Below are 23,143 nucleotides of genomic sequence, written 5' to 3' on the forward strand. Positions count from 1 at the left end.
ACAAAATTGGGTGAATAAATCGACGGTCTCGGCTACTTAGCCAGGTAAATGCCTAGCTTCTGCAGCTGCTAACCACGGGGACGTGTGTTCGATCCCGCTTTGTGATAAAATAACATACGATTAGCAAAAAATCAGGACAAATAACAACAGGTTGTGATAAATGTGGGAAATAAGCCTTATGAGAAAGATAAACCGTTTGTATATGATTTGAATTGGGACGAATGGCAGAGCTGGGTGAAAGAGAACGGCGAGTCTTCTTTTCGTGCTGGGCAAATTTTCGATTGGCTTTATATTAAGCGGGTATTCAGCTTCGATGAGATGTCGAACTTGCCGAAGTCGCTGCGTGACAAACTGAAGGATCAGTTTGAGTTCGTTACGCTTTCCGAAATTGCCAAGTATCAGTCGCAGGACGGTACAGTCAAGTTTTTATTTGAACTGGAAGATAAGAATGCCATTGAAACGGTTGTCATGAAGCACAACTACGGCAACAGTATTTGCGTAACAACACAGGTAGGTTGCCGGGTAGGTTGCACGTTCTGTGCATCTACGTTGGGCGGTTTGAAGCGGGATTTGAGACCGGGTGAGATTGTCGCCCAAGTTGTTAAAGCTCAGAAATTGCTGGATGAGACAGAGGAACGCATCTCTTCGATCGTTATTATGGGTATTGGCGAGCCTTTTGAAAATTATGAAGCGACAATGAATTTCCTTCGTGTCATGATTCATCCCAAAGGTCTGAACATCGGACAGCGCCATATCACGGTTTCGACGAGTGGTATTGTGCCGAACATTTATAAGTTCGCCGATGAGAATTTGCAAGTCAATCTGGCGATTTCTATTCATGCGCCGAATGATACGCTCAGATCCAAGCTAATGCCGGTCAATCGGAGATTTCCTTTCGTCGACTTAATCGAAGCTTGTAAGTATTACATCGCCAAAACCGGCAGACGAATTACATTTGAATATGCCCTTATGGGGGAAGTGAATGACCAGCCTGAACATGCAGAGGAACTCGCGCAAGTGCTGAAGGATATGCCCCTTAGCCACGTGAACCTGATTCCTGTGAATTTCGTGGCCGAACGGGATTTCAAACGTACGCCTAGGGATGATATTTTCACCTTCCAACGTATTCTGGAGAAGGGCAAAATTAATGCCACCATACGTCGTGAACAAGGTAGTGACATTGCTGCTGCCTGCGGACAACTGCGCGCAAAGCATATGGAGAACAAGTAATGAGGTGAAATCCGGATGAAGATGGTAAGCCGTACCGATATTGGCAAAGTCCGCTTAGTGAATGAGGACCGAGCCGCCATCCATCATAATCTCAATGGCCTATCTTTGGCTATTGTGGCTGATGGCATGGGGGGACATCAAGCTGGTGATATCGCCAGCCAAATGGCCATCGAAATGATTGCAGATCAGCTGCAATCGATCCATTGGGGAATGTCTGTTGAAGCTTGTAAGCAAGTGCTGAAGGAAGCCATTGAAAAGGCGAATGAGAAAATTTATGAATTCGCCTCAGGACAAGAAAGTTATCATGGTATGGGCACGACGGTTGTTGCTATTATTGCTTCGCAAGAGCTTCTTATTATTGGACATATCGGTGACAGTCGCGCTTACAAGATCACCGGTGAATCGATCACACAACTAACGGAAGATCATTCTCTGGTGTATGAGCTTGTGAAGAACGGGCAGATTACGATCGAAGAGGCCGACCATCACCCTAGACGTAACTGGATTACTCGTGCACTAGGCACAGAGCCGGGCGTAGAGGTGGATCTCTATGAGTACGCGTGGCGTCCAGGTGATATCGTTCTGATCTGTACGGATGGTTTAAGCGGATTGGTGGATTCCGGCGATATTCTACGAATAGTCAAATCGCATGAACGTATGGAAGATGCAGCGGAACAGTTGATTCAAAGCGCGCTTGATGAAGGCGGAGACGATAATGTAACGGTCGTTTTACTTGCGCACGATCATGATTCGGACGAAAAAAGGGGTGATGGGAATTGATCGGTAGAAAGCTTGGAGGCCGCTATGAAATCTTAGATCGCATTGGCGGAGGCGGCATGGCTTTAGTCTACAAAGGGCATGATCTATTATTAAATCGTAAAGTGGCTGTGAAAGTACTGCGCTCGCAGTATGTGCACGATGAAGAATTCATTCGTCGTTTCCGTAGAGAAGCTCAAGCAGCCGCTTCCCTTTCTCATCCTAATGTCGTCAGTATTTATGACGTCGGACAAGAAGAAGACGTGCATTACATTGTGATGGAGTACATAGAAGGCACAACTTTGAATGATTTAATCAAAGAGAGAGCACCGTTGCAGGTCGAGGATGCGGTTCACTATGCGAGTCAAATTGCAGATGCCCTCGATCACGCCCACCATAATGAAATCATTCATCGGGATATCAAGCCGCACAATATTTTGATCGGCAAAAACGGCCGTGTGAAAGTGACGGATTTCGGTATCGCGCGAGCTGCCACGTCTTCCACCATCACACAAACCGGATCGGTTGTCGGTTCTGTGCATTATTTCTCACCGGAACATGCCAAAGGGACGAATACAGGGGAGAAATCCGATCTGTATTCCCTTGGCATCGTGATGTATCAAATGCTGACAGCCCGGCTGCCTTTTCTCGGTGAGAGCCCAATCTCTGTTGCTTTGAAGCATTTGCAGGAAGATGTGGAAGATCCGCGTAAGGTGAACCCTCTCATTCCGCAAAGCGTGGAAAACATTATTTTGAAAGCCATGCGGAAAAAGCCAGAGGAACGCTACCAGTCTGCGAAGCTAATGATGGCAGATCTCGATACCTGTTTGAATCCGGATCGCCGGAATGAAGCGAAGGTCGTTTTCTGGGATGCGGATGGGATGGACGAAGAGCGTACCTTAGTGATGCCTGCGATTCGAGCAGACCAACTCGGACAGTTCGAGGATGATGATGAGCCCGAGAAACCTGCCTGGCGGGAAGAGCCAGCTCCTTCCAAAGGGAAAGGGTGGGTTAAGCCGCTCATTTGGATTGTTGTTTTGTTAATGGTGCTCGGGGCTATGTGGTATTTGGTCGGGTACGTGAAAGGGATGTTCGCGATTGAAACGGTCGAGGTTCCCAATGTAGCAGGCAAACCGTTGATTCAAGCTCAAGCTGAATTGACGGCGGTTAAATTGGGCTCTACCGTTGAATATGACATGGACAGCAAGCTAGCTAAAGATATTGTCATTCGTCAAGATCCTACAGGAATGAGAATGAATGTGGGCACCAAAGTGACGCTGTATGTTAGTAAGGGTACGCCTAAAATCAGGATGGATAATTATGCAGGGCAACCATTTAAGGATGTTAAGCTGAAGCTGCAAGCCCTCGGTATCAAGGATGAGCAGATTACGATTACACAAGAGACGACGGATGGTACGCCTGATATCATTTTGAAGCAATCCCCTCTGGCTGGCGAAGAGTTTGAGCTTGACAAAGCGGTCATTGCATTTACCGTAAGCAAAGCCAAAGAAACGTTCAAAATGCCGGATCTCGTCGGAATGACGGAAGCTGATGCTAAGGCCCAACTCACAAAGCTGAATCTTAAGCTCCCTGTGAATGGCATAACCCGTGAGAAAAGCTACAAAGTCGCGAAAGGGAAAGTTGTCAAACAGTTTCCTTTTGAGAAAAACCAGGATGTATCCGTTGGCTCGGAGATTTCTTTGATCATTAGTGACGGATTGCCGGAGGATGCTGGACAGCTGACGGTAAGTATTGCCGTGAAGCCGACGACGGAGGGCAAGGATTCCGAGTTCAAAATTGTCGTAAGTGATGCCCAGTATGAGAACTTCGAATACAAAACAGAAAAAGTATCGAAGCCTCAGAATTTGGATGTCAAAGTCATTGTTTCTCCAGATAAGAAAGCGGTCATCTTGATTAAAGAAGGAGATAACTTGGTCAACTCCATTACTCGCACATATCAAGACTACTTAGATCAAAAAAATGGAAAGACAGTATCGCCTAGTCCTTCCACGTCACCATCGCCTTCGCCTAAACAGCAGAGCAATGGACCGGCTATTCCGGTTGGCGGCACTGGAAATGGGCAAACAGGCGGCACTGGCTCTAAACCACCTGCTGGAGGCACACCTTAATGCCGCAAGGATACATCGTAAAAGCGCTGAGCGGCTATTATTATGTGTTGCCCGAGGAGGCGGATCTCCGTGAAGCCAAGACGGTTACCTGCCGCGGAAGAGGCGTTTTCAAAAACAGAAACATAACCCCCCTGGTTGGAGATCGCGTTATGTACGCGGAAACGGAGAATGGGGAAGGGACTGTTACGGAAATCCTTCCCCGCACTTCGGAGCTCATACGACCTCCAATCGCCAATGTAAACGTGGTTGTGCTCGTTTTTTCGGTGACAGAGCCTGTTCTTAATTTGCAGTTGTTAGATAAATTTCTGGTCCATATTGAAAATACGGGCATTGATGTTCTGCTATGTTTCACGAAAAGTGATTTATTGACCGAAGATGACGAGGCGTCCGTTCCCAAAGACATGACGGCTGCCGAGCTCGAGCGGATTACAAAGCTCTATGAGGGAATCGGTTATACCGTTGTGAAGACGAGTTCTAAGCTGCAAGAAGGCGTAGATGCGATTCTGCATCATCTGGACGGAGCTGTCAGTGTTTTTGCTGGACAATCCGGTGTGGGTAAGTCTTCTCTGCTTAACGCCATGATTAGCGGTCTTAATCTGGAGACGAATGCTATTTCTCAGCGATTAGGCAGAGGGAAGCATACAACTCGTCATGTTGAGCTGATGCCGCTAACGAATGGTGGCCTTGTAGCCGATACGCCGGGATTCAGCCAGTTAGACTTTATGGAAGTCGAAGCGGAGGGTCTTAGCGGCTGCTTTAAGGAGTTTGCCGCGATAGCGGAGGGCTGCAGGTTCAGAGGCTGTTTGCATCTGCATGAGCCGGATTGCAAGGTTCGTGATGCGGTAGCCGAGGGGACGATTGCAGCTTCCCGCTATGATCATTACTTGTTGTTTTTAACTGAAATCAAGGATCGGAAGAGGAGGTATTAGGACGGATGGTACATGTAGCACCTTCTATTTTATCAGCCAACTTCGCTAAGCTTGGGGAAGAGATTAAGGAAGCGGAGCTTGGCGGAGCGGACTGGATCCATGTGGATGTCATGGACGGCCATTTCGTGCCCAATATCACAATTGGTCCACTTGTTGTTGAAGCGATACGCCCTGTGACCAAGCTGCCGCTTGATGTTCATTTGATGATTGAGCAGCCAGATCGCTATATCCCTGATTTTGTCAAAGCGGGTGCTGATTTGATATCCGTCCATGTGGAAGCTTGTACGCATCTGCATCGGACGCTTCATCTTATTAAGCAAAGCGGGGTCAAAGCGGGAGTTGTACTGAATCCTGCAACCCCGATTTCACTCATTGAACATGTCCTTGATGAACAGCTGGATCTTGTGCTTATTATGACGGTCAATCCTGGATTCGGCGGACAAGCTTTCATTCCTGGCATGCTGAGCAAAATTCGCGCCCTGCGTGAGCAAGCAAATGCGAAGGGGCTGAACGGGCTTCATATTGAAGTAGACGGCGGTATTAACGAGGTGACGGCCCGCCAGGTGGTGGAAACTGGAGCCGATGTGTTGGTTGCCGGAAATGCTGTGTTCGGGCAGTCCGATCGTACGGAGGCTATCAGGCGGATACGCGGGTAGAGGGGGAACGAAAGGACGATGAGATTTCTCTGGTTGTTGATGTACAGTCTGCTTTGCGCAGTCCTGTTAGCGTGTTTTTCAAATATACACGATATCTCGAAGTATATATTCTCGCTTGGCGCCCTATATGTAGGGATGCGATTCTTCCGCCGGTTTGAGCAAATTGGGTTTCGCATTTGGTTCATCGTTATTTCTGTTCTCTTCTATTTTATTTTCAGTTTAATTTATGCGGTTTACACGCAGCTGGGTATAACTGCCCCTTAGCCGCATACATATAGTTACAAGAGCGAAGTGCTCTTGTAGCTTTTTTTGTTTTCTGGAAGCGAATTGATGGGAGAAAGTAAAATAGAAGGTACTTTTTCACTATCGGGGCATATACTGTTGTAACGATGCTAAGGAGCAGTCATGCAGCCAGTGAAGCTTACGACATAAGTTTTCTCCGAAAACTCTAAGCCATTGCTCACGAAGTCAGTTCTCTGACGCAAAGTATAAGCTGATGCTTATTCAATCCGTTTTCTGGCGAAAACTTTAAGCTGATGCTTATGAGTCAGTTTGCTGACAAAACTCTAAGGAGGGGTAGAGAATGAAGTTCTACACAATCAAACTACCAAGATTTTTGGGTGGATTCGTGAAAGCCGTACTTAATACGTTTAGTAAAAACTAGGCTAACACTTACTTACTCCATTCCCCAGAAATGCAAAAAAAGCACCGATAAGGTGCTTTTTGTCTTTCACATAGAAAGTGTAAGTATGCGCAGCTACAATTAAACGCGAGCCACTTTTCCGGATTTCAACGCACGAGTACTTACGTAAACCCGTTTTGGTTTGCCATCAACGAGGATGCGAACCTTTTGAACGTTAACTCCCCAAGTACGCTTGTTTTTATTGTTAGCGTGGGACACGTGATTTCCTGAAGAAGGACTTTTACCTGTAATGAAACATTTGCGGGACATGTTTGACACCTCCTTGGGCAGTATACAAAGCAGCCTGGGTGGCAAGCCTAAGCTTGACATGACAGCTTTCCATAATTTTAGACATTGTTAGGTTTGTTGCGATTCATGATATAACCAGCAAAAACACACTTAAATATAATAGCATAGCAAAAGGAGCCTAGTCAACGAATTACCTGCACTTTTGCCGTTTATTTATTCAGTATGTTATAGTACAATGAAGATTAGCCCACATTCCAAGTACATAGTAATTGACTGATAATGTCGAATTTGCTAAAGCAAAGCAGAAAAGGGAATGCTTACAAAGTTAGTCTTGCTAAAGCGAAACTTGAAGGAGTTGTTAGATAATGCCAATTGAACTCACAACCGAGTACGGAAAAGTGTATATTACCAATGAAGTGATTTCAACACTGGCGGGATCCGCTGCGTTAGATTGTTATGGACTTGTTGGCATGGCAACTAGAAAGCAACTGAAAGACGGGATAGCTGAACTGCTAGGCCGGGACAATTTAAGCCGCGGTGTCGAAGTTCGTCGTGAAAACGGGCGACTCGAAATTGATCTTTATATTATTGTCAGCTATGGAACGAAAATATCCGTAGTTGCAGGCAATGTCCAAACGAAAGTCAAATATATTTTGAACGACGTTGTAGGGCTTCATGTGGACGATGTGAACATTTTTGTTCAAGGCGTTCGTGTAGCCAAGTAAAAGCCCGATAACCAGGAAGGGGAATCACTTTGAGTAAGCGCTTTATTTCAATAAATGGAAATGACTTCACTGCCATGGTCTTGGCGGGTGCGGATAACCTTCGCAGAAATGTAGACAAGGTTAATGGATTGAACGTTTTTCCTGTACCCGACGGAGATACCGGCACCAACATGAATTTGACACTCACTGCGGGTTGTGAGGAACTTAAAAAGAAGCCATCCTCCCATATTGGGAAAGCAGCTGATGCATTGTCCAAAGGGTTACTGATGGGCGCAAGAGGCAACTCAGGGGTTATTCTGTCACAGCTGTTTCGCGGATTCGCGAAGCATGTGCATGATCTTGAGCATGTAAATGTACAGCAATTCGCTGGCGCTCTGCAGCAAGGTGTAGAGACAGCTTACAAGGCTGTTGTGAAGCCGGTGGAAGGAACGATTTTGACGGTATCGAAAGAAGCCGCTAAGCATGCCACACAGTATCGACGCGGAGGCGATTTGCTGGATCTCATGCAGGAGGTTCTGAGCAAAGCGAAGGAAGCCCTCGCTAGAACGCCTGAGCAGCTTGCTGTGCTCAAACAGGTCGGTGTGGTAGATGCAGGTGGACAAGGCCTTGTATGTGTCTATGAAGGCTTTGTCGCGGCGCTAAGCGGCGGTCTGGTTCAAGTGAACGATGACTATGCTACTATGGATACAACACTTGGTGCGGTTTCACTTGTTCCCGGCATGAACCTAGCGAAGGAAGTGCACGCACATCTTCCCGCACAGGCACATTTGGCCACGGAAGACATCGAGTTCGGATACTGCACAGAATTTATGCTGACGATTGCTCCAGGCAAGGTCAAAGGACTTGTTTTCGATGAAGGCACGTTCCGTGATCAACTGAGCAAGTTGGGGGATTCGCTGCTGGTTGTAGCCGACGACGAGTTGGTGAAGGTTCATATTCACGCCGAATACCCGGGGGAAGTGATGAACCAAGCCATGAATTACGGTGCACTGAGCCGTATCAAAATTGAAAATATGCGCGATCAGCATTCACATATATTGGAAGATATGACCGAGGGGTACGAAACTCCTGCTTCTACACCTACGGTTGCTCCAAACAAGCCGTATGGTTTCGTTGCAGTTGCTCTAGGTGAGGGCATTACCGATATTTTGTCTAGTGTAGGTGTCGATGTTGTTCTGTCCGGTGGACAGACGATGAACCCAAGCACCGAGGATATTGTGAATGCGGTTAACAGCATTCATGCGGACACCATTTATGTGCTGCCCAACAATTCCAACATTATTTTGGCTGCGCAGCAAGCTATTGAATTGGTAGACAATAAAACGCTGATTGTGATTCCATCTAAATCGATTCCGCAAGGTCTTGCAGCCATTCTGGCGTTCCAAGAGAAGGCGGATGCCCAAACAAATACGGAAGCCATGAGTGAATCGCTTCGACGTGTAAAATCGGGCCAAGTTACTTACGCTGTGCGCGATACGAACATGGACGGTATTGACATCAAACAGGGTCATTTTATTGGCATCCAAGATGGGCGCATTGTTTCTTCACAGCCGAGTCTCCTGGATGCTTGCAAGAAGCTGTTGGAGGAAATGATTGAAGAAAGCAGCGAAATTGTCACTATCCTCACCGGAGAAGATGCCGTCGAGGCAGAGACGGAGGAGCTGGAGGCGTTCATTCAGGCGGCTTATCCCGACATAGAAATTGAGCTTCATCCTGGCGGACAGCCTTTGTATGCGTACCTGTTTTCCGTTGAGTAAAAGAATACCATTAGCAGTGGAGTAAATTCGTGAAATGGAGTGAGCCCTGTTGACAAACATTCGTATTGTGACGGACAGCACGGCCGACATACCTTTGGCACTCAGACAAGAACTTAACATCGAGATGGTGCCTCTCAAGATTCATTTTGGAGATGAAGAATATTTAGATACGGTGACGCTGCAGTCTGAGGAATTTTATCCGAAGCTGACCTCGTCACCGCACTTTCCCCGGACGTCACAGCCTTCTCCTGCGGAGTTTCTGGACTTGTACCAGAGACTGCTGGAAGAGCCTGATACGGAGGTGATCTCGATTCATTTGGCATCAGTGCTGAGCGGAACGTATCAATCAGCGCTGCTGGCTTCCACGATGCTGGAGGACTCGTCAGGCAAGGTTCATGTGTTCGATTCCTGCTCGGCCTCCTATGGGATTGGCGCTCTAGCTGTAGCTGCTGCCCGAGCAGCTAAGGCGGGGCAAAGTGTTGATGAGATTTTAGAGCTTGTACGAACGATGAGAGAGAACTTTTACATATACTTCCTCGTAGATACGCTAGAATTTTTGCAAAAAGGTGGGAGAATCGGCAAAGCTTCCGCGCTTTTCGGTTCTTTGCTAAACATTAAGCCCATTCTTTCTCTAGATCGAGCGGGCGAAGTAGCGGCGATTGATAAAGTTCGCGGTCACAAAAAAGCGGTTGCGCGAATCTTGGAGCTGTTGGCGGCGGATGTATCGGGTAAGACAATCCGCAGTTTACACATTGCTCATGCAAACAATTTGGAAGGTGCGGAACAGCTGCGCGCGGCCATCATGCAGCAATTTGTTGTGGAGCATGTGGACTACATTACACTGGGACCTGTTATTGGCGCACACGCTGGACCAGGAACCATCGCAGCGTTCGTGAGTACGGTGTAAGAGATGGATTTGAATCAATTTGAAGTACGCGAAGTCCATGGAGTAGGCGCTCAGAAGGCACTTGAGCTCAATTCCATGGGCATTTTTACGGTTATGGATTTACTGGAATATGTGCCGTTCCGATATGAGGATTACACGGTACGTGATTTAGCTAGTGTGAAGGACGGCGACCGCGTCACTGTGAAGGGTTACATCATCGGAGAGCCGGTGCTGCAGCGCTACAGCGGCAAATCCCGGCTATCCTGCAAGGTGATGGTCGATGAGTTCCTGCTGACGGCGGTGTGGTTCAACCGCCACTTCTTGAAGGACCGCTTGCGGCCGCAGCAGGAGATTATTCTCACCGGCAAATGGGATGGCAAGCGCAGGCAAATGAGCGTGTCCGATTCGGAGTTTCCCGGACAAGGCGATTCCAATACCGGCACCATACAGCCGGTGTATTCGGTTGTAGGCTCTGTTACGCAGAAGTGGATGCGTAAGGTCATTCAGCAGGCGCTGACGCAGTACAGCGCGATGATCAGTGAAGTGCTGCCGGCTGGCATTACCGGCAGGTACGGGTTTATGCCGCGCAGCAAGGCGCTCGCTGTCATCCACACGCCGAGCGGTGTGGAGGAAGGCAAGCAGGCGCGCATGCGCATGGTCTATGAGGAGCTGTTCCTATTCCAGCTCAAGCTGCAAGCTTACCGCGCCGTGACGCGCAGCCGCGCGGACGGGCTCCAGCAGCAGGTGGACTTGCCTGCTGTCCGCGCCTTCGTGCGCGCGCTGCCCTTCCAACTGACAGAGTCGCAGAAGAAGGTCGTAGGCGAGCTCCTGCACGATATGCAGGAGCCGTATGCCATGAACCGACTGCTGCAAGGCGATGTCGGTGCGGGGAAGACGATCGTCGCGGCCATAGGCCTCTACGCGACGGTGAAGGCCGGCTACCAAGGCGCGCTGATGGTGCCGACGGAGATTCTGGCTGAGCAGCATATGCGCTCGCTGAGCGGCCTATACGAGCCCTACGGGCTGCAGGTTGCGCTGCTGACAGGCAGCTCGACCGACCGGCAGCGGCGGGATCTGTTGGCCTCCTTACAGATGGGCATGATCGATGTGCTGGTCGGCACGCATGCCCTCATCCAAGAGGACGTCTACTTCCGCCAGCTGGGACTTGTCGTGACGGATGAGCAGCACCGCTTCGGGGTCAACCAGCGCAGCATTCTGCGGCGCAAGGGCATGAACCCCGACGTGCTGACGATGACGGCGACGCCAATTCCGCGCACGCTGGCGATTACGGCCTTCGGCGACATGGACGTTTCGACGCTGCGTGAGCTGCCGAAAGGGCGGAAGCCGATCAAGACGTACGCAGTTCAGCATAGCATGCTGGAGCGCGTGCTCGGCTTCATCCAGCGCGAAGTCGCGGCAGGGCGGCAGGCCTATATCATCTGTCCGCTCATCGAAGAGTCGGACAAGCTGGACGTGCAGAATGCCATCGACGTCCACATTCAGCTGCAGCAGCATTTTCCGCATATGCGGATCGGCCTGCTGCACGGGCGAATGAGCGCGCAGGAGAAGGAAGCGATCATGCGCGCATTCAAAGAAGGCACCGTAGAGGCGCTCGTGTCGACGACGGTGATCGAGGTTGGCGTGGACGTGCCGAACGCCACGCTGATGGTGATCTACGACGCCGACCGCTTCGGCCTGTCGCAACTGCATCAGCTGCGCGGGCGGGTTGGCCGCGGTGAGCACCAGTCCTTCTGCGTGCTCATCGCCGACCCGAAGACCGAGGTCGGCAAGGAGCGCATGAAGGCGATGACCGAAACGACCGACGGCTTCGAGATTGCCCGGCGCGATTTAGAGCTGCGCGGGCCGGGGACTTCTTCGGCACGAAGCAGAGCGGGCTGCCGGAGTTCCGGATCGCCGACATGATGGCGGACTTTGAAGTCATGGAGCAAGCGCGCGATGATGCGGCAGAGCTTGTCGGTGACTCGTCCTTCTGGACGGGCGCCTCCTTCATGCCGCTGAGGGCCTACTTGCAGCGCTCTCATATTTTTGACAGTGAAGTGCTGGATTAACCAGCTGGACAACAAAACAAAACGCTAGGAGGGACTGATGAACGATCAGTCGCTAATCCTAGCGTTTTTTGCTGTTTTTATACTTTGCCCTGCACATTCATCCGGTATTCCGTAGGCGGAAAGCCGGTGTCTTTGCGGAAGCTTTTTGCGAAATGGTTCGTATCCTCATAACCAGTCTGCTCGGCAATTTCTTTCATACTAAGCGACGTGGTCGTGAGTAGAAATTTGGCCTTGTCAATGCGCTTGCGCTGCATGTATTTGGCCGGTGGCATGCCAAAGTGCTTTTTAAAATATTTGATTAAGTAATTGGGGTGCAGGTGAACGGATTTGGCCATTTGTTCCACAGTGATGCTCTTATGAAGATTCTGTTCAATGAATTGCCGTAATTGGCCGAGCCGGTCCATTTCATCGGTACGCTTTTGCAGTACCTGTACAGGAACCGCTTCCAAATAGCTGGATATGATTTGCAGCAGGATTGCCTTTTCCCGCAAACGCGAAGTTAGCGACGGTTCATGATGCAAGGCGGCAAGCTCCTGAAACCATGCCGTCATTTGCTCGACGCTCTGAATTTGGATGAACAAAGGAATGTCCAGCCATTGAAAAAGATCAAAAGAACCGATATGCGCTGTGAAATGGCACCAATATTTTAAATAAGGACGATCGCTGATCGTGGAGTAAGAATGGAGCGCATGGGCAGGAAGCAGACATAGCTGACCAGGCATAGGATTAAGCTCTTGATGGTCAACCTTAGCCCAGCCTTCGCCTTCCAGAATCCAATACAGCTTATTATGCTCTGGTGTAAAATTAAGCTCCTTCCACGAGGTGGTGCACTGCGTAAGATGGGCTTCCAAAATGTGAATCTGTAAGTTCTGCAGAAGGTCCGATAGGAATGTAATTTGTTGCGAATTCATCATCATGTTCACCTGAGAATGTTAATTATATCCTGATTGAGGTTAGTTTCGTACCTGTCTATTATAGCACAGGCTTGATAGACTAAAGCTGTGAAGTTTAAGAGGTTGTTTTAAACACGCATTTAATTCGAAAGGTGTGTAGCTGATGACAAGCATTCATCCGATTATTCAAGAACGAACAGAGCGTACGCAGTGGTTTCTGCAGGATCGATTCGGTATGTTTATTCATTGGGGATTATACGCGATTCCAGCTAGAGGAGAATGGGTGCGCAGCGTCGAGCGTATTTCGGTAGAGAACTATCAAAAGTATTACGATGAATTCGATCCTGTCCGTTATGATCCTAAGGCGTGGGCGCGTGCGGCGAAGCAAGCGGGTATGAAATACGCGGTATTGACGGCGAAGCATCATGACGGGTTTTGTTTATTTGATAGCGCTCTCACAGATTATAAGTCAACGAATACAATGGCTGGGCGAGATTTGGTTCGCGAATTTATTGAAGCGTTTCGGGCGGAAGGCTTAAAGGTGGGACTCTATTATTCCCTAATCGATTGGCATCATGAGGATTACCCGGCTTATGGGGATCGGATTCATCCGATGCGGAATAATGAGAGCTACGCAAGAAATCCGGAGACGTTCGATCGGTACCTTGAGTATATGCATGGACAAGTAAGGGAACTGCTGACGAACTATGGCAAACTGGATGTGATGTGGTTTGACTTCTCTTATGATCGCATGAAGGGGGAGACATGGAAAGCAACTGAGCTGATGGCGATGATTCGCTCTCTGCAGCCGCATATCATCGTAGACAATCGATTGGATGCAAGCGGCGAAGAGGGCGGAAGCATTTTCACGGAAAATCCACTCAGCTATTCGGGTGACTTTGCTTCACCTGAACAGATCATTCCGCCGCAGGGTGTGACGGATCATGCGGGCAATCCGCTCCCATGGGAAGCTTGTATCACGTTGAATAATAACTGGGGGTACGCAGCCAAGGATCTCCAATTTAAATCCTCAACGACCCTTATCCGTAAGCTCATAGAGTGTGTCAGCAAAAATGGGAATCTGCTCTTGAATGTGGGTCCGAATGCACTCGGCGAGATTCCGAAGGAGTCGCTGGACATTTTGGCAGAGATCGGCGACTGGGTTCAGAAAAATGGGGACAGCATTTACGGCTGCGGGCAAGCCTACTTACCGAAACCGGAGTGGGGCAGGTATACGCAAAAGGGCAATCTGCTGTATGCCCACGTGTTTGAGGAAAGCGTGGGCCCCATTAACTTGAATGGTTTGGCTGGCAAGGTGAAGAAGGCAAGGCTGCTATCGGACGGTTCCGAGCTCTTTCTAAGCCGTCCTTGGAGCGCCGCTCAGTATCCGGACGATGCGTTCGTTAGTTTCGCTAAACCTGAACACTTCAGCTATCCCCTGCCGGATCAAAGAGCTACGGTTGTGGAGTTGGAGTTGCTCTAAAAGAAGGAAATAAATTAACATTTGACCGTGCCCGCATTCGATTTTAAGATGATAGTAGGAAGCTTACTATTTTTTTGGAAACGAAGGTGTATGGAACTTGACTTATTTCCTCTGTTATTTATTGCTGATGAATATCGTTACATTCATAGAAATGGGACATGACAAGGGACAAGCCAAAAAAGGCGGGCGTAGAGTGCCTGAAAAACGTCTTTTTATACTGGCTGCTCTCGGTGGCGGGATTGGCGGGTGGCTCGGTATGCGGGTTTGGCGCCATAAGACGAAACATACCTCATTCGTCATCGGGATACCGCTGCTTGTTGCACTAAATTGTATATGCGTCATTCTGATAGCGATTTATATGTAGCATGATTGATCCTAACAATGCCTTTCACTTGTAAACTATGGTCCATGTGTTTCGATAGACTTAGGTAAAATGCGCCACTTTCGGGGTTGAAGATGCCCTGTTAAGTGGCTTTTTTTACTTCCAAAAAAATTCACTTGCATAACGAATACGTGTTCGGTATATAATAAATAACACGAATATATGTTCGCATATGGTGGTGGGAATATGAAAGTTAGTTCAAGTTCAAGAATTGAGAAAGAAGAGGATGTTCAAATTATTAAGGAATACACGCTGTTGCCCATATTGCTCGATATGCTAGCAAGGGACATGGAGGAGCTCAAGGTTTATAAAGATAAAATCGTGTACAATCATATTCTTTTTTATCTCAGAGAGGTTGAAATGGCTATTTATCCAGAACTACAAAATATTAAGAGCCAGATGAAGAAACGAGATATGAAAGTTATTCATACCGAAATGAATGCCATAGGCATTAACGTAGAGTACAAAGTCCGAGGCTACATTCATCATTTCACGATGCTGCGCAGCTTGGTCAAGGCTGAGCTTATGACCACGCTCATGAATATGCGGGGGGGATTGCGGTGAGTAAAGATCGCCACGGCGGGACTAAGCGGCATATACGTGTTGATTACGTAAAAGAGGACATGATTAAAGCATTTTGTTTTACCGCGAAAGCGTCTCGTGTTTTTCGGATCGATCGGATCATGGCTATACAGGAAGTGAAGCGCTATGCCTGAAAGGACGATTTTTCTGGTCGACGGCCAATCATTCTACGCTTCAATCGAAAAGGCCGCTCATCCTGAGCTAAAAGATAAACCGGTAGCTGTAGGCGATCCTTCACGCCGATCAGGCATCATTCTCGCGGCTTGCCCAGTCGCCAAGTTTCATGGAGTAACAACGGCTGAAAGGGTAGGTGAGGCGCTTGCTAAATGCCCGAATTTAAACATCATTCGACCGCGGATGCAAACCTACATTACCATATCCCTATTCATTACGGAGATCTTTGAGTCTTTTACTGATCAGGTTGAGCCGTACAGCATTGATGAACAATTTCTCGATGTTACCGGCTCTACTTCCTGTTTTGGTTCTCCGGAAGAGATCGCACTGCAAATTCAATCTCGCGTGCTGCTATCAACTGGGGTCTGGACTCGCTGCGGAATCGGACCAACAAAAATATTAGCCAAGATGGCAACAGACAATTTCGCGAAAAAAAGGCCTGAAGGTATCTTCAAACTGGGCTTTGACAATATTGAATCTGATTTGTGGCCGCTGCCCGTACACCAAATGTTTATGGTCGCATCGCGAATGACACGTCATTTTATAAGAATGGGATTAAACACGATTGGTGACATAGCACGATTGGAATTGGCCGATTTCAAACGACGCATGCGTTGGGAGATGGGAAAGCAAAGCGATATTCAAGCGGAGTACTATTGGCAGACGGCGCGGGGCATCGATCCTAGCCCGGTCGTACCAAGTATTCGTAACAAATTGAAATCTATTAGCCATGGTAAGGCGCTGCGAAGCAGCCTTTATCGTAAGCTTGAAGATATTGAGGTTGTGCTTTTAGAGTTGGTCGTGGAGGTCTGTCGCCGCAGCAGGAGACATGGATACATGGGCCATGTGGTGACCGTTGGTGCAGCGGAGACCGATGGAGTACGGTCTACAGGGTTTAGTCGGCAGGTAACACTGCAGCAACCTACGTCGCTCTCTCATGAAGTAGCGGCAGCAGTGCTCGGGATATTTCATAAATATTGGAGTGGAATGCCCGTAAGTCACTTGCATATATCACTCACACAATTGGTGGACGATAGTGTTTACCAGCTTACTCTATTCGAGGATCGTGAGAAAGCATACGGCTTGGAAAAAGCGACTGATGAAATCAAAGATCGATTTGGCAGCGCCGCTATTATGCGGGCATCCTCTTTATTAACGGCCGGAGTAGCACGAGAACGAGCGGGACAGATCGGAGGTCATTACAAATGAGCAAACTAGACGGTAATGAGCGTTGGAAATCAAAGATGCTACTCACCGAACATCAAGAGGAATATGAAAGTCGAAATGATCCCAAAAAAACGTCTCGCCCCACATCAGAGGAGCTCAATATGATTCGTGACTACATCTTACTACCCCACATGCTTACGATGGTACAAAAGAGTGTAGATGATATTAAGAGTAGTCCTAACCTTTTAAAGCAGCTTTATCTAGCAACTGGTCAAGTGGTCATGAACAAAATAAGCAGAGACATGTATGATATACGGCGTGAATTGACTAAGCGTAACATAAAAATCCTCAGTGACGAACATGCGGAAATGGTCGTGTATCACCGTTTTCTATGTCGAGGTTATGAGGATCGTTTTGGGATGACTCGTGATGTTATGCGTTCGGAGATCAGTGTCCAGTTGAAAAAATATATAAAAGAAATTATCGGCCGAGTAGCAGATGAAAAATAACCAGATGATGCGCTTATCATAGCTAAGAAAACGTAGAACGAGAGAACCTCGAGACAATAGCAAGACCAAGACCGTAAGCCCGATGGAGAAATCTTCCTCGGGCTTACGCGAATTGACGTGAGTAATTCTTTTTCTCATAATGGAGGAAGAGTGTTGCAGCAGCTAAAAGAATTAGTTCTCATGTGGGAGAACCGTACAAAGGAGAAGATGTGCACTAATGTGCGGACGCTATACGATCACCGTGACGCTAGAGGAGCTTATGCTTCATTATGATATTTATTACAAATATTCTGGAAGATACAGCCCCAGATATAATGTAGCGCCGGGACAGCAAGTCATGGCTATCGTCCATGACGGGGAGAAGAATAAGCTTGGCGAGCTGCGCTGGGGGCTCGTTCCAGAGTGGGCGAAGGACGAGAAGCTAGGCTACCAGATGCTCAATGCACGAGCTGAGACGCTCGCGGACAAGCCTGCCTTTCGCAAGCCGTTTGAGCGTAAGCGCTGCCTGATTCCGGCAGACTCCTTCTACGATTGGAAAGGGACGGGTAAACATAAGCAGCCCATGCGTATTATGCTGCGCAGCAAGGGCATCTTTAGCATGGCAGGACTATACGACACGTGGACATCTCCGGATGGCACGCGCATTTCTACATGCACCGTCGTTACAACGGAAGCGAACGAAATGATGGCGGATATTCATGAGCGTATGCCGGTCATTTTGCCGAGGGAGATGGAAGCGGTTTGGTTGGATCGCAGCATCACAAACACCGACAGGTTACGACCATTATTGCAACCGTATCCGGCCGAGCAAATGTTTGCGTACCCAGTGTCGAGCCGAGTGGGCAATGTTCGCAACGACGATGAGCAATGTATAGAACCGTTGAGCCTGCTCATATAGAGAACTGGCTTGGAGAACAGAATGGGAGAGTTACAACATGAAAGCACGTATGGCAATAAGCATCACACTGATATTCATTATTGTCTTTGGAGTGAATGGCTACATAGGTTGGCACGGTCAAGTCTTTCTTTCCGACCAACTAGGTTCTTGGTTTCATCCAGCACTATACTGGGTTGCCTTCTGGATTATCGCTTTGTCATATCTATTAGCATGGGTAAGCTCGCGGGTGCTGCCTGCTAGCGTGTCCCGACTATTAAAAATTATCGGCTCTTACTGGTTTGCCATCATGCAATTTGGTATTCTGCTGCTGCCATTGACTGATTTGGCGATAGGTGTGTTCTATCTGGCATCCGTTCCTTCAAATACCTACGTTCCGATTCTCGGATGGATAAATGTAGGGATTATACTCATCGCTTTTATTCGTGGTTCTTATAATGCACGGAGCCCTGTTATACGCAGATATGACATTGAGGTTCCCAAAAAAGCGGGAGACTGGAAGCAGCTTCGCATGGCAGTAGCCTCCGACATCCATCTGGGCTCAATTGTCGGTAACCGCCATCTGCGTAAGCTTGTAGAGCAAGTCAATGGCTTAAAACCGGACTTGATTCTTTTGCCTGGGGATGTCATTGACGATGATATTAAGCCATTTATACGCTACAATATGGGTAAAACAATGCGAGAACTGCAGGCTCCACTAGGGATTTATGCTGTGCTCGGTAATCATGAATACATTGGCGGACATATTCCTGCCTTCGTGGAACAAATGAAGCAGATCGGCATTCGTGTGCTCATGGACGAAACCGTTCATATCAAGGATCGGCTTTACATCGTAGGGAGAAAAGACAAAGCGGCCGAGCGAACGCCCGATGGACGTAAGGCGCTGGTTGCATTGCTGGAGGGCACAGATAGCAGACAGCCTATAATCGTGATGGACCATCAACCTTACCACCTAGACAAAGCAGCTGATGCCGGTGCAGATGTGATGCTATCAGGTCATACACATAGAGGCCAAATGGCGCCTAATCACCTTATAACAGGAAGGCTTTTTGAACTAGATTGGGGCTACTTGCGCAAAGGCAACCTTCATGCTATCGTTTCCTCAGGTTTTGGTACGTGGGGACCGCCGATTCGACTAGGCAGCCGCTCAGAAATTATTGAACTCACCATTCATTTTAAAAGTAACGAAAGAGAAGAGGGTTAAGCACATGCAAGAGGCAGACAGAAAACAAATTACACCAATAGAACTAGCTGCAGCAATGATGCAGTTTACAATGAAAAGCATAGAAAATAGCTGGGATGCAATCAAACCGGTCGTTGCGGCCTATCTAGAAGATCCCGTATTATCGGAGTCTAAAGAAGACGAGTTATTAAGGGAGATCTATATAGCTGCTTTAGCGTTGGAAATTTACTGCATTCCCTATGCTTTTGATGCCGACGTCGCACGTCTTGTCAGCTTAGGAATGGGGGAAGTGATGGGTTCAGACAATTTGTCTGAGCATCGATTATCGGAATCTATTAGTCAACACTATCTTCCACGTTTGGAAGCAGTCAACGCATCTGCTCCGACGGACCTGGCGCTAGCACTTGTCGAAGAAGCTGCGATAATTCTCTATGATCGACTTGAGCTTCCGCTCAAGCCAACCGATCGTGTAAACAGTCTATTGTGGGTCAAGCTATTTCCCTTTCTTGTCCAGCTCGTTGGGAAATGGCCGATCCTGTTTACTAAATTCGAAGTTAAGCAAAATTCGTCTGAAATAAGAGAAATATAATCAAGGAATCAACATGCCCAAGTCTAGGGAAATATTTTATCCTCTTGACTTAAAAGTAATAATTACGAATAATAGAAAAGAAATCAATTATAAGCAGGTTAGAAGCATTTGCTATCATACTGCTTGGGCGGAGGTAGAAATGAGTATGGCAGCACACAAAAGAGTTACCGTGTATGTATTATCCGGGTTCCTCGGAAGCGGCAAAACCACCTTATTAACGAAGGCGATTGATCATTATACCGAAGCGGGACGTAAACCCGCGGTCATCATGAACGAGATTGGTGAAGTTAACCTGGATGGGCAATTAATTGCCAATGAAGTGCCGATGTCAGAGCTGCTAGGCGGCTGCATTTGTTGTTCAAGCCGAGGTGATCTTGCGACGGCGCTCAAAGAACTTGTAACAGAGGAGCAGCCGGACCTGATTTTCATAGAATCGACAGGCATCGCTAATCCAATGGAAATCATTGATGAAGTAACAGATGCTTCTCTTATACTCCCGGTGGAGCTCAAAGCTGTCATCACCGTAGTGGATGCACCGCAATTGCTGGAGCTAAGCCGGACAAGTCGAGGCAAGACCTACCGGCTTATGCAGGAACAAATCCGTTGTGCGAACTTACTTTTACTGAACAAGGCAGACCTTTTGCAGGAAGCGGCACTTCAGGAAGTAGATGCTCTTGTACGCGAATGGAATCCATATGCATCTGTACACTACACCGTATTCAGTCAAATCGACATGAGACTCATCGAAATGCTGGAAGAAGAGCAAGGGCAGGAACAGCACCTTGCCGCAAAACATAATGACAAAAATAATCACGCGCAGCACAATGTCAACCATCATCATGAAGACCATCATGAATACAAGCATGACGCTGACGGTGCTCATGACATCCAACGTGCCACGCATTCATCTAAAGATCATGACCCACATGAATCCCGCAATAAACTGCATCATGACCATGATCATGCGCATGACAGTCACCATCATCATTCTCACGATCATGTGATGGCGTATACGCACTTTTTTGAGCGGGCAGTAGATAGCAACGCATTCGAAGAATTTGTCAGTAAGCTACCGCAAGAGGTATACCGTGCTAAAGGGATTCTCAGTTTTTCAGATACCTCAAGCCGGTTCTTGTTCCAGTATGCCTACAGAGAAATGGATTTCGTCAAAATCACTCCCAAAGGCGACGTGCCAGACGTTGCCGTATTTATCGGAGAGAATTTCTCCAAAGACGTAGTCCGAACAGGATTGCTCAGACTAGAATCCCTTTCCGAAATAACTGCAAAATAAGCAATGCAATGCCAAAGAGTCCCAGCAACCAAGCTGAGGATTCTTTTTATATGCAACACCCGGGTGGTTGGATATGGCATAAGAGGACACTTTAGCCACTATCCCTTTGGCTCAGTTAGCAAGGGAGTTGAGTGATCAGAGTTACTTGTTACGTGGGTCATGCCTATCCGCTAAAGGGGGACTATAATCACTATCCCCTTGGCTCAGAAAGCAGGGAGGCGGAGTGATTAGTGTTACTTGTTATGTGGGTCATGCCTATCTGCTAAAGGGAGACTATGATCACTATCCCCTTGGCTCAGGTGCAGTAATCGTCTAAGAAAACACTTTGAGTGCTGTCCTAGAACCTCTCACCTATTATGTACGCCTACTCTCCCCACTCTCCATTTGCCTCAGGCTACACTAAAGTAAGGGTGTAGTAATGACTAAAAAACCCCCAATCTGTATTCTGCTATTGTATATAACCAAAAAAGCCCAATGAACATTACCTCAAATAGCTTGGAGGTTAGTGCAAAACCAATTAACTTACAAGATAGGATGTTTAAGGATACATTGTTATATTGTTGTTCCTAGGCGCATATAGGCATGTTTTGGGGATTGAAAAAGCTTAACTTGGCATTAGATGCTGTACATAAGTGGGTCAGATGCTGAAAGATGGGTACTTCACGTAAAGTGAGATTTACCTTAAAGCAAAATTCATCTAGGTAATGTTGTAGATACTTTTGGCCAATGCCATGGAAAGTGTTGTTAATAGATTTGCCGGCCTGTGAAGCGAATGCAATGAGAACACGAAATCTCTTGGAACTAAACCGTCCAGTAACAAATTCGATGCTGCTTGTATGGGATTCAATATGTTGTTGGGTGAAATCCAATGCTGCGGATCGTTGAAAAAGCTTTTCTTTTATATGTATTTTAGGGACAAGTTTGAGTTTGAAATAGGAAGGTTCGCCCTGAATGTCAAGGGAGGAGCCTGCTAGAAGATAGTGCTCCTGTGGATGGTTGCGGAAGTAAGGATTATACGGTTTTCCATAGACAGCTGAGTTTACTTGGACGATACCTGAGAGTAATATGCCTCGGTCTGCTGTACTTATGGCGTGACGAATTTTGTGGAGGATAAGCCAAGCTGTTTTGTAGGTGACACTTATAATCTTGGAGAGCGCAACAGCATTCGTGCCCGTTTCCGTTCGCGATATCAGAAAAATAGCTAAAAGCCATTTATGTAAAGACGTGCGACTGCCTGCCATTATAGTTCCAGCTGTAAGGGATGTTTGGTGATGGCATTGAAGACATTCATAAAGAGGGAGTCGGCGTGTACTAGTTATATAGGCATGCGAATGCCCACAGTGAGGACAAGAAAAACCGGAGGGCCATTTCGTCGAAAAAAAGTAATCTATACAGGCCTCCTCAGTGGGGAATTGCTGATGAAACTGCTCCAGGGTGCTTGGTAAATAAAAATTCGTCTCCATAATGACACATCACTCCGATCAAATAAAGAACATTTGTTCTTATTTCATTATATCGAATGTTTGTTCTTAAATCAACTCTAATTCATACATTTTCTTTTGTTTTTGCAAGTATTAAATTATTGATAAGCCATAGCAAATTAGTAAAATAACAATTAGACAAAAAGTAAGCCGAAAACGGGTACAGGGGTTATGAAGGTTTCAGGAGAATTTATGAAAATCTTAGCAAAGAGCTTTTAATCTTATGGTTCGCGTATACGATCAATATGAGGATTATGGTTCTTGGTTAGACTTGATTTGAAGAATCCAAGGTGCGGGAATTAAAATATAAATAAATTCGATCGAATCTGAGCGACGATTTAGGACAAAGAATTCTGTGGAATATAAAAATAATGAGTGACGGGGATAGCGTCTATATACGAGCTTGTAGTTGATATGTAGTTGAAGTGTTTTCCTTTTTATGGTAA

Annotated in this window: 23 protein-coding genes and 1 pseudogene; 21 read left to right on the plus strand and 3 right to left on the minus strand. The window is 47.3% G+C overall.

Annotation, left to right across the window (positions count from 1 at the left end; translation table 11 throughout):
* The first annotated feature begins 162 nt into the window (after positions 1 to 162).
* From rlmN to spoVM, 7 genes are all read left to right on the plus strand, one after another.
* The gene (rlmN, locus tag ACBP55_RS17055; RefSeq protein WP_029197747.1) at positions 163 to 1,230 is read left to right on the plus strand and encodes a dual-specificity RNA methyltransferase RlmN; all 1,068 of its coding nucleotides are present in this window, start codon (positions 163 to 165) and stop codon (positions 1,228 to 1,230) included.
* Positions 1,231 to 1,245: 15 nt separating this feature from the next.
* Positions 1,246 to 2,010, plus strand: coding sequence for a Stp1/IreP family PP2C-type Ser/Thr phosphatase (locus tag ACBP55_RS17060; protein WP_464652895.1), 765 nt, complete (start codon positions 1,246 to 1,248; stop codon positions 2,008 to 2,010).
* The gene (gene pknB / locus ACBP55_RS17065; RefSeq protein ID WP_464652896.1) at positions 2,007 to 4,115 is read left to right on the plus strand and encodes a Stk1 family PASTA domain-containing Ser/Thr kinase; all 2,109 of its coding nucleotides are present in this window, start codon (positions 2,007 to 2,009) and stop codon (positions 4,113 to 4,115) included. The genes ACBP55_RS17060 and pknB overlap by 4 nt, the downstream gene beginning before the upstream one ends.
* Positions 4,115 to 5,044, plus strand: coding sequence for a ribosome small subunit-dependent GTPase A (rsgA, locus tag ACBP55_RS17070; protein ID WP_464652897.1), 930 nt, complete (start codon positions 4,115 to 4,117; stop codon positions 5,042 to 5,044). The genes pknB and rsgA overlap by 1 nt, the downstream gene beginning before the upstream one ends.
* A gap of 5 nt (positions 5,045 to 5,049) precedes the next feature.
* Positions 5,050 to 5,700 (plus strand): ribulose-phosphate 3-epimerase, encoded by a 651-nt coding sequence (rpe, locus tag ACBP55_RS17075; protein ID WP_464652898.1) that lies wholly within the window; start codon positions 5,050 to 5,052, stop codon positions 5,698 to 5,700.
* Positions 5,701 to 5,718: 18 nt separating this feature from the next.
* Entirely contained in the window at positions 5,719 to 5,964 is a 246-nt protein-coding gene (locus ACBP55_RS17080) for a hypothetical protein (protein ID WP_464652899.1), read from the plus strand.
* A 319-nt stretch (positions 5,965 to 6,283) separates the two neighbouring features.
* Positions 6,284 to 6,364, plus strand: a complete 81-nt coding sequence (gene spoVM / locus ACBP55_RS17085; protein WP_036634233.1) for a stage V sporulation protein SpoVM — start codon at positions 6,284 to 6,286, stop codon at positions 6,362 to 6,364.
* Positions 6,365 to 6,463: 99 nt separating this feature from the next.
* Here the strand turns inward: spoVM and rpmB are convergent, their stop codons facing one another.
* Complete coding sequence (gene rpmB, locus ACBP55_RS17090; protein ID WP_029197753.1) at positions 6,464 to 6,652, minus strand: 50S ribosomal protein L28; 189 nt, start codon at positions 6,650 to 6,652, stop codon at positions 6,464 to 6,466.
* 344 nt (positions 6,653 to 6,996) lie between these two features.
* Here rpmB and ACBP55_RS17095 point away from each other — a divergent pair, with 344 nt between their 5' ends.
* The 4 genes and pseudogenes from ACBP55_RS17095 (at position 6,997) to recG (ending at position 12,068) form a co-directional block, all read left to right on the plus strand.
* Entirely contained in the window at positions 6,997 to 7,356 is a 360-nt protein-coding gene (locus tag ACBP55_RS17095) for an Asp23/Gls24 family envelope stress response protein (protein ID WP_171686061.1), read from the plus strand.
* Positions 7,357 to 7,385: 29 nt separating this feature from the next.
* Positions 7,386 to 9,113, plus strand: coding sequence for a DAK2 domain-containing protein (locus tag ACBP55_RS17100; RefSeq protein WP_464652900.1), 1,728 nt, complete (start codon positions 7,386 to 7,388; stop codon positions 9,111 to 9,113).
* A 49-nt stretch (positions 9,114 to 9,162) separates the two neighbouring features.
* On the plus strand, positions 9,163 to 10,020 hold the full coding sequence (locus ACBP55_RS17105) for a DegV family protein (protein ID WP_464652901.1): 858 nt from the start codon (positions 9,163 to 9,165) through the stop codon (positions 10,018 to 10,020).
* Between the two features lie 3 nt (positions 10,021 to 10,023).
* A pseudogene (recG, locus tag ACBP55_RS17110) lies at positions 10,024 to 12,068 on the plus strand (ATP-dependent DNA helicase RecG).
* Positions 12,069 to 12,145: 77 nt separating this feature from the next.
* On the opposite strand, the gene ACBP55_RS17115 reads toward recG, so the two are convergent.
* The gene (locus ACBP55_RS17115; RefSeq protein ID WP_464652902.1) at positions 12,146 to 12,985 is read right to left on the minus strand and encodes a helix-turn-helix domain-containing protein; all 840 of its coding nucleotides are present in this window, start codon (positions 12,983 to 12,985) and stop codon (positions 12,146 to 12,148) included.
* 139 nt (positions 12,986 to 13,124) lie between these two features.
* Between ACBP55_RS17115 and ACBP55_RS17120 the strand changes: the two genes are divergently transcribed.
* The 10 genes from ACBP55_RS17120 (at position 13,125) to ACBP55_RS17165 (ending at position 21,216) form a co-directional block, all read left to right on the plus strand.
* Complete coding sequence (locus ACBP55_RS17120) at positions 13,125 to 14,444, plus strand: alpha-L-fucosidase (protein ID WP_464652903.1); 1,320 nt, start codon at positions 13,125 to 13,127, stop codon at positions 14,442 to 14,444.
* 97 nt (positions 14,445 to 14,541) lie between these two features.
* A complete protein-coding gene (locus ACBP55_RS17125; protein WP_029197760.1) occupies positions 14,542 to 14,808 on the plus strand; it encodes a DUF1294 domain-containing protein in 267 nt (88 codons plus the stop codon).
* Positions 14,809 to 15,012: 204 nt separating this feature from the next.
* Positions 15,013 to 15,390: a hypothetical protein gene (locus ACBP55_RS17130; RefSeq protein ID WP_464652904.1), complete on the plus strand. Its 378-nt coding sequence runs from the start codon at positions 15,013 to 15,015 to the stop codon at positions 15,388 to 15,390.
* A complete protein-coding gene (locus ACBP55_RS17135; RefSeq protein WP_173185876.1) occupies positions 15,387 to 15,542 on the plus strand; it encodes a hypothetical protein in 156 nt (51 codons plus the stop codon). The genes ACBP55_RS17130 and ACBP55_RS17135 overlap by 4 nt, the downstream gene beginning before the upstream one ends.
* Positions 15,535 to 16,791, plus strand: coding sequence for a DNA polymerase IV (locus ACBP55_RS17140; RefSeq protein ID WP_464652905.1), 1,257 nt, complete (start codon positions 15,535 to 15,537; stop codon positions 16,789 to 16,791). Before ACBP55_RS17135 ends, ACBP55_RS17140 begins: the two co-directional genes overlap by 8 nt.
* Positions 16,788 to 17,258, plus strand: coding sequence for a YhjD family protein (locus ACBP55_RS17145; protein ID WP_029197762.1), 471 nt, complete (start codon positions 16,788 to 16,790; stop codon positions 17,256 to 17,258). Before ACBP55_RS17140 ends, ACBP55_RS17145 begins: the two co-directional genes overlap by 4 nt.
* Before the next feature lie 217 nt (positions 17,259 to 17,475).
* Positions 17,476 to 18,156 (plus strand): SOS response-associated peptidase, encoded by a 681-nt coding sequence (locus tag ACBP55_RS17150; protein ID WP_464652906.1) that lies wholly within the window; start codon positions 17,476 to 17,478, stop codon positions 18,154 to 18,156.
* Between the two features lie 37 nt (positions 18,157 to 18,193).
* On the plus strand, positions 18,194 to 19,357 hold the full coding sequence (locus ACBP55_RS17155) for a metallophosphoesterase (RefSeq protein ID WP_464652907.1): 1,164 nt from the start codon (positions 18,194 to 18,196) through the stop codon (positions 19,355 to 19,357).
* Positions 19,358 to 19,361: 4 nt separating this feature from the next.
* Complete coding sequence (locus tag ACBP55_RS17160) at positions 19,362 to 19,925, plus strand: hypothetical protein (protein WP_464652908.1); 564 nt, start codon at positions 19,362 to 19,364, stop codon at positions 19,923 to 19,925.
* A gap of 145 nt (positions 19,926 to 20,070) precedes the next feature.
* Positions 20,071 to 21,216 (plus strand): CobW family GTP-binding protein, encoded by a 1,146-nt coding sequence (locus tag ACBP55_RS17165; RefSeq protein WP_464652909.1) that lies wholly within the window; start codon positions 20,071 to 20,073, stop codon positions 21,214 to 21,216.
* A gap of 566 nt (positions 21,217 to 21,782) precedes the next feature.
* Here ACBP55_RS17165 and ACBP55_RS17170 read toward each other — a convergent pair.
* Positions 21,783 to 22,679 (minus strand): transposase, encoded by an 897-nt coding sequence (locus tag ACBP55_RS17170; RefSeq protein ID WP_464652910.1) that lies wholly within the window; start codon positions 22,677 to 22,679, stop codon positions 21,783 to 21,785.
* Positions 22,680 to 23,143 lie beyond the last annotated feature (464 nt).

It is taken from the genome of Paenibacillus sp. WG02, from assembly GCF_055396115.1.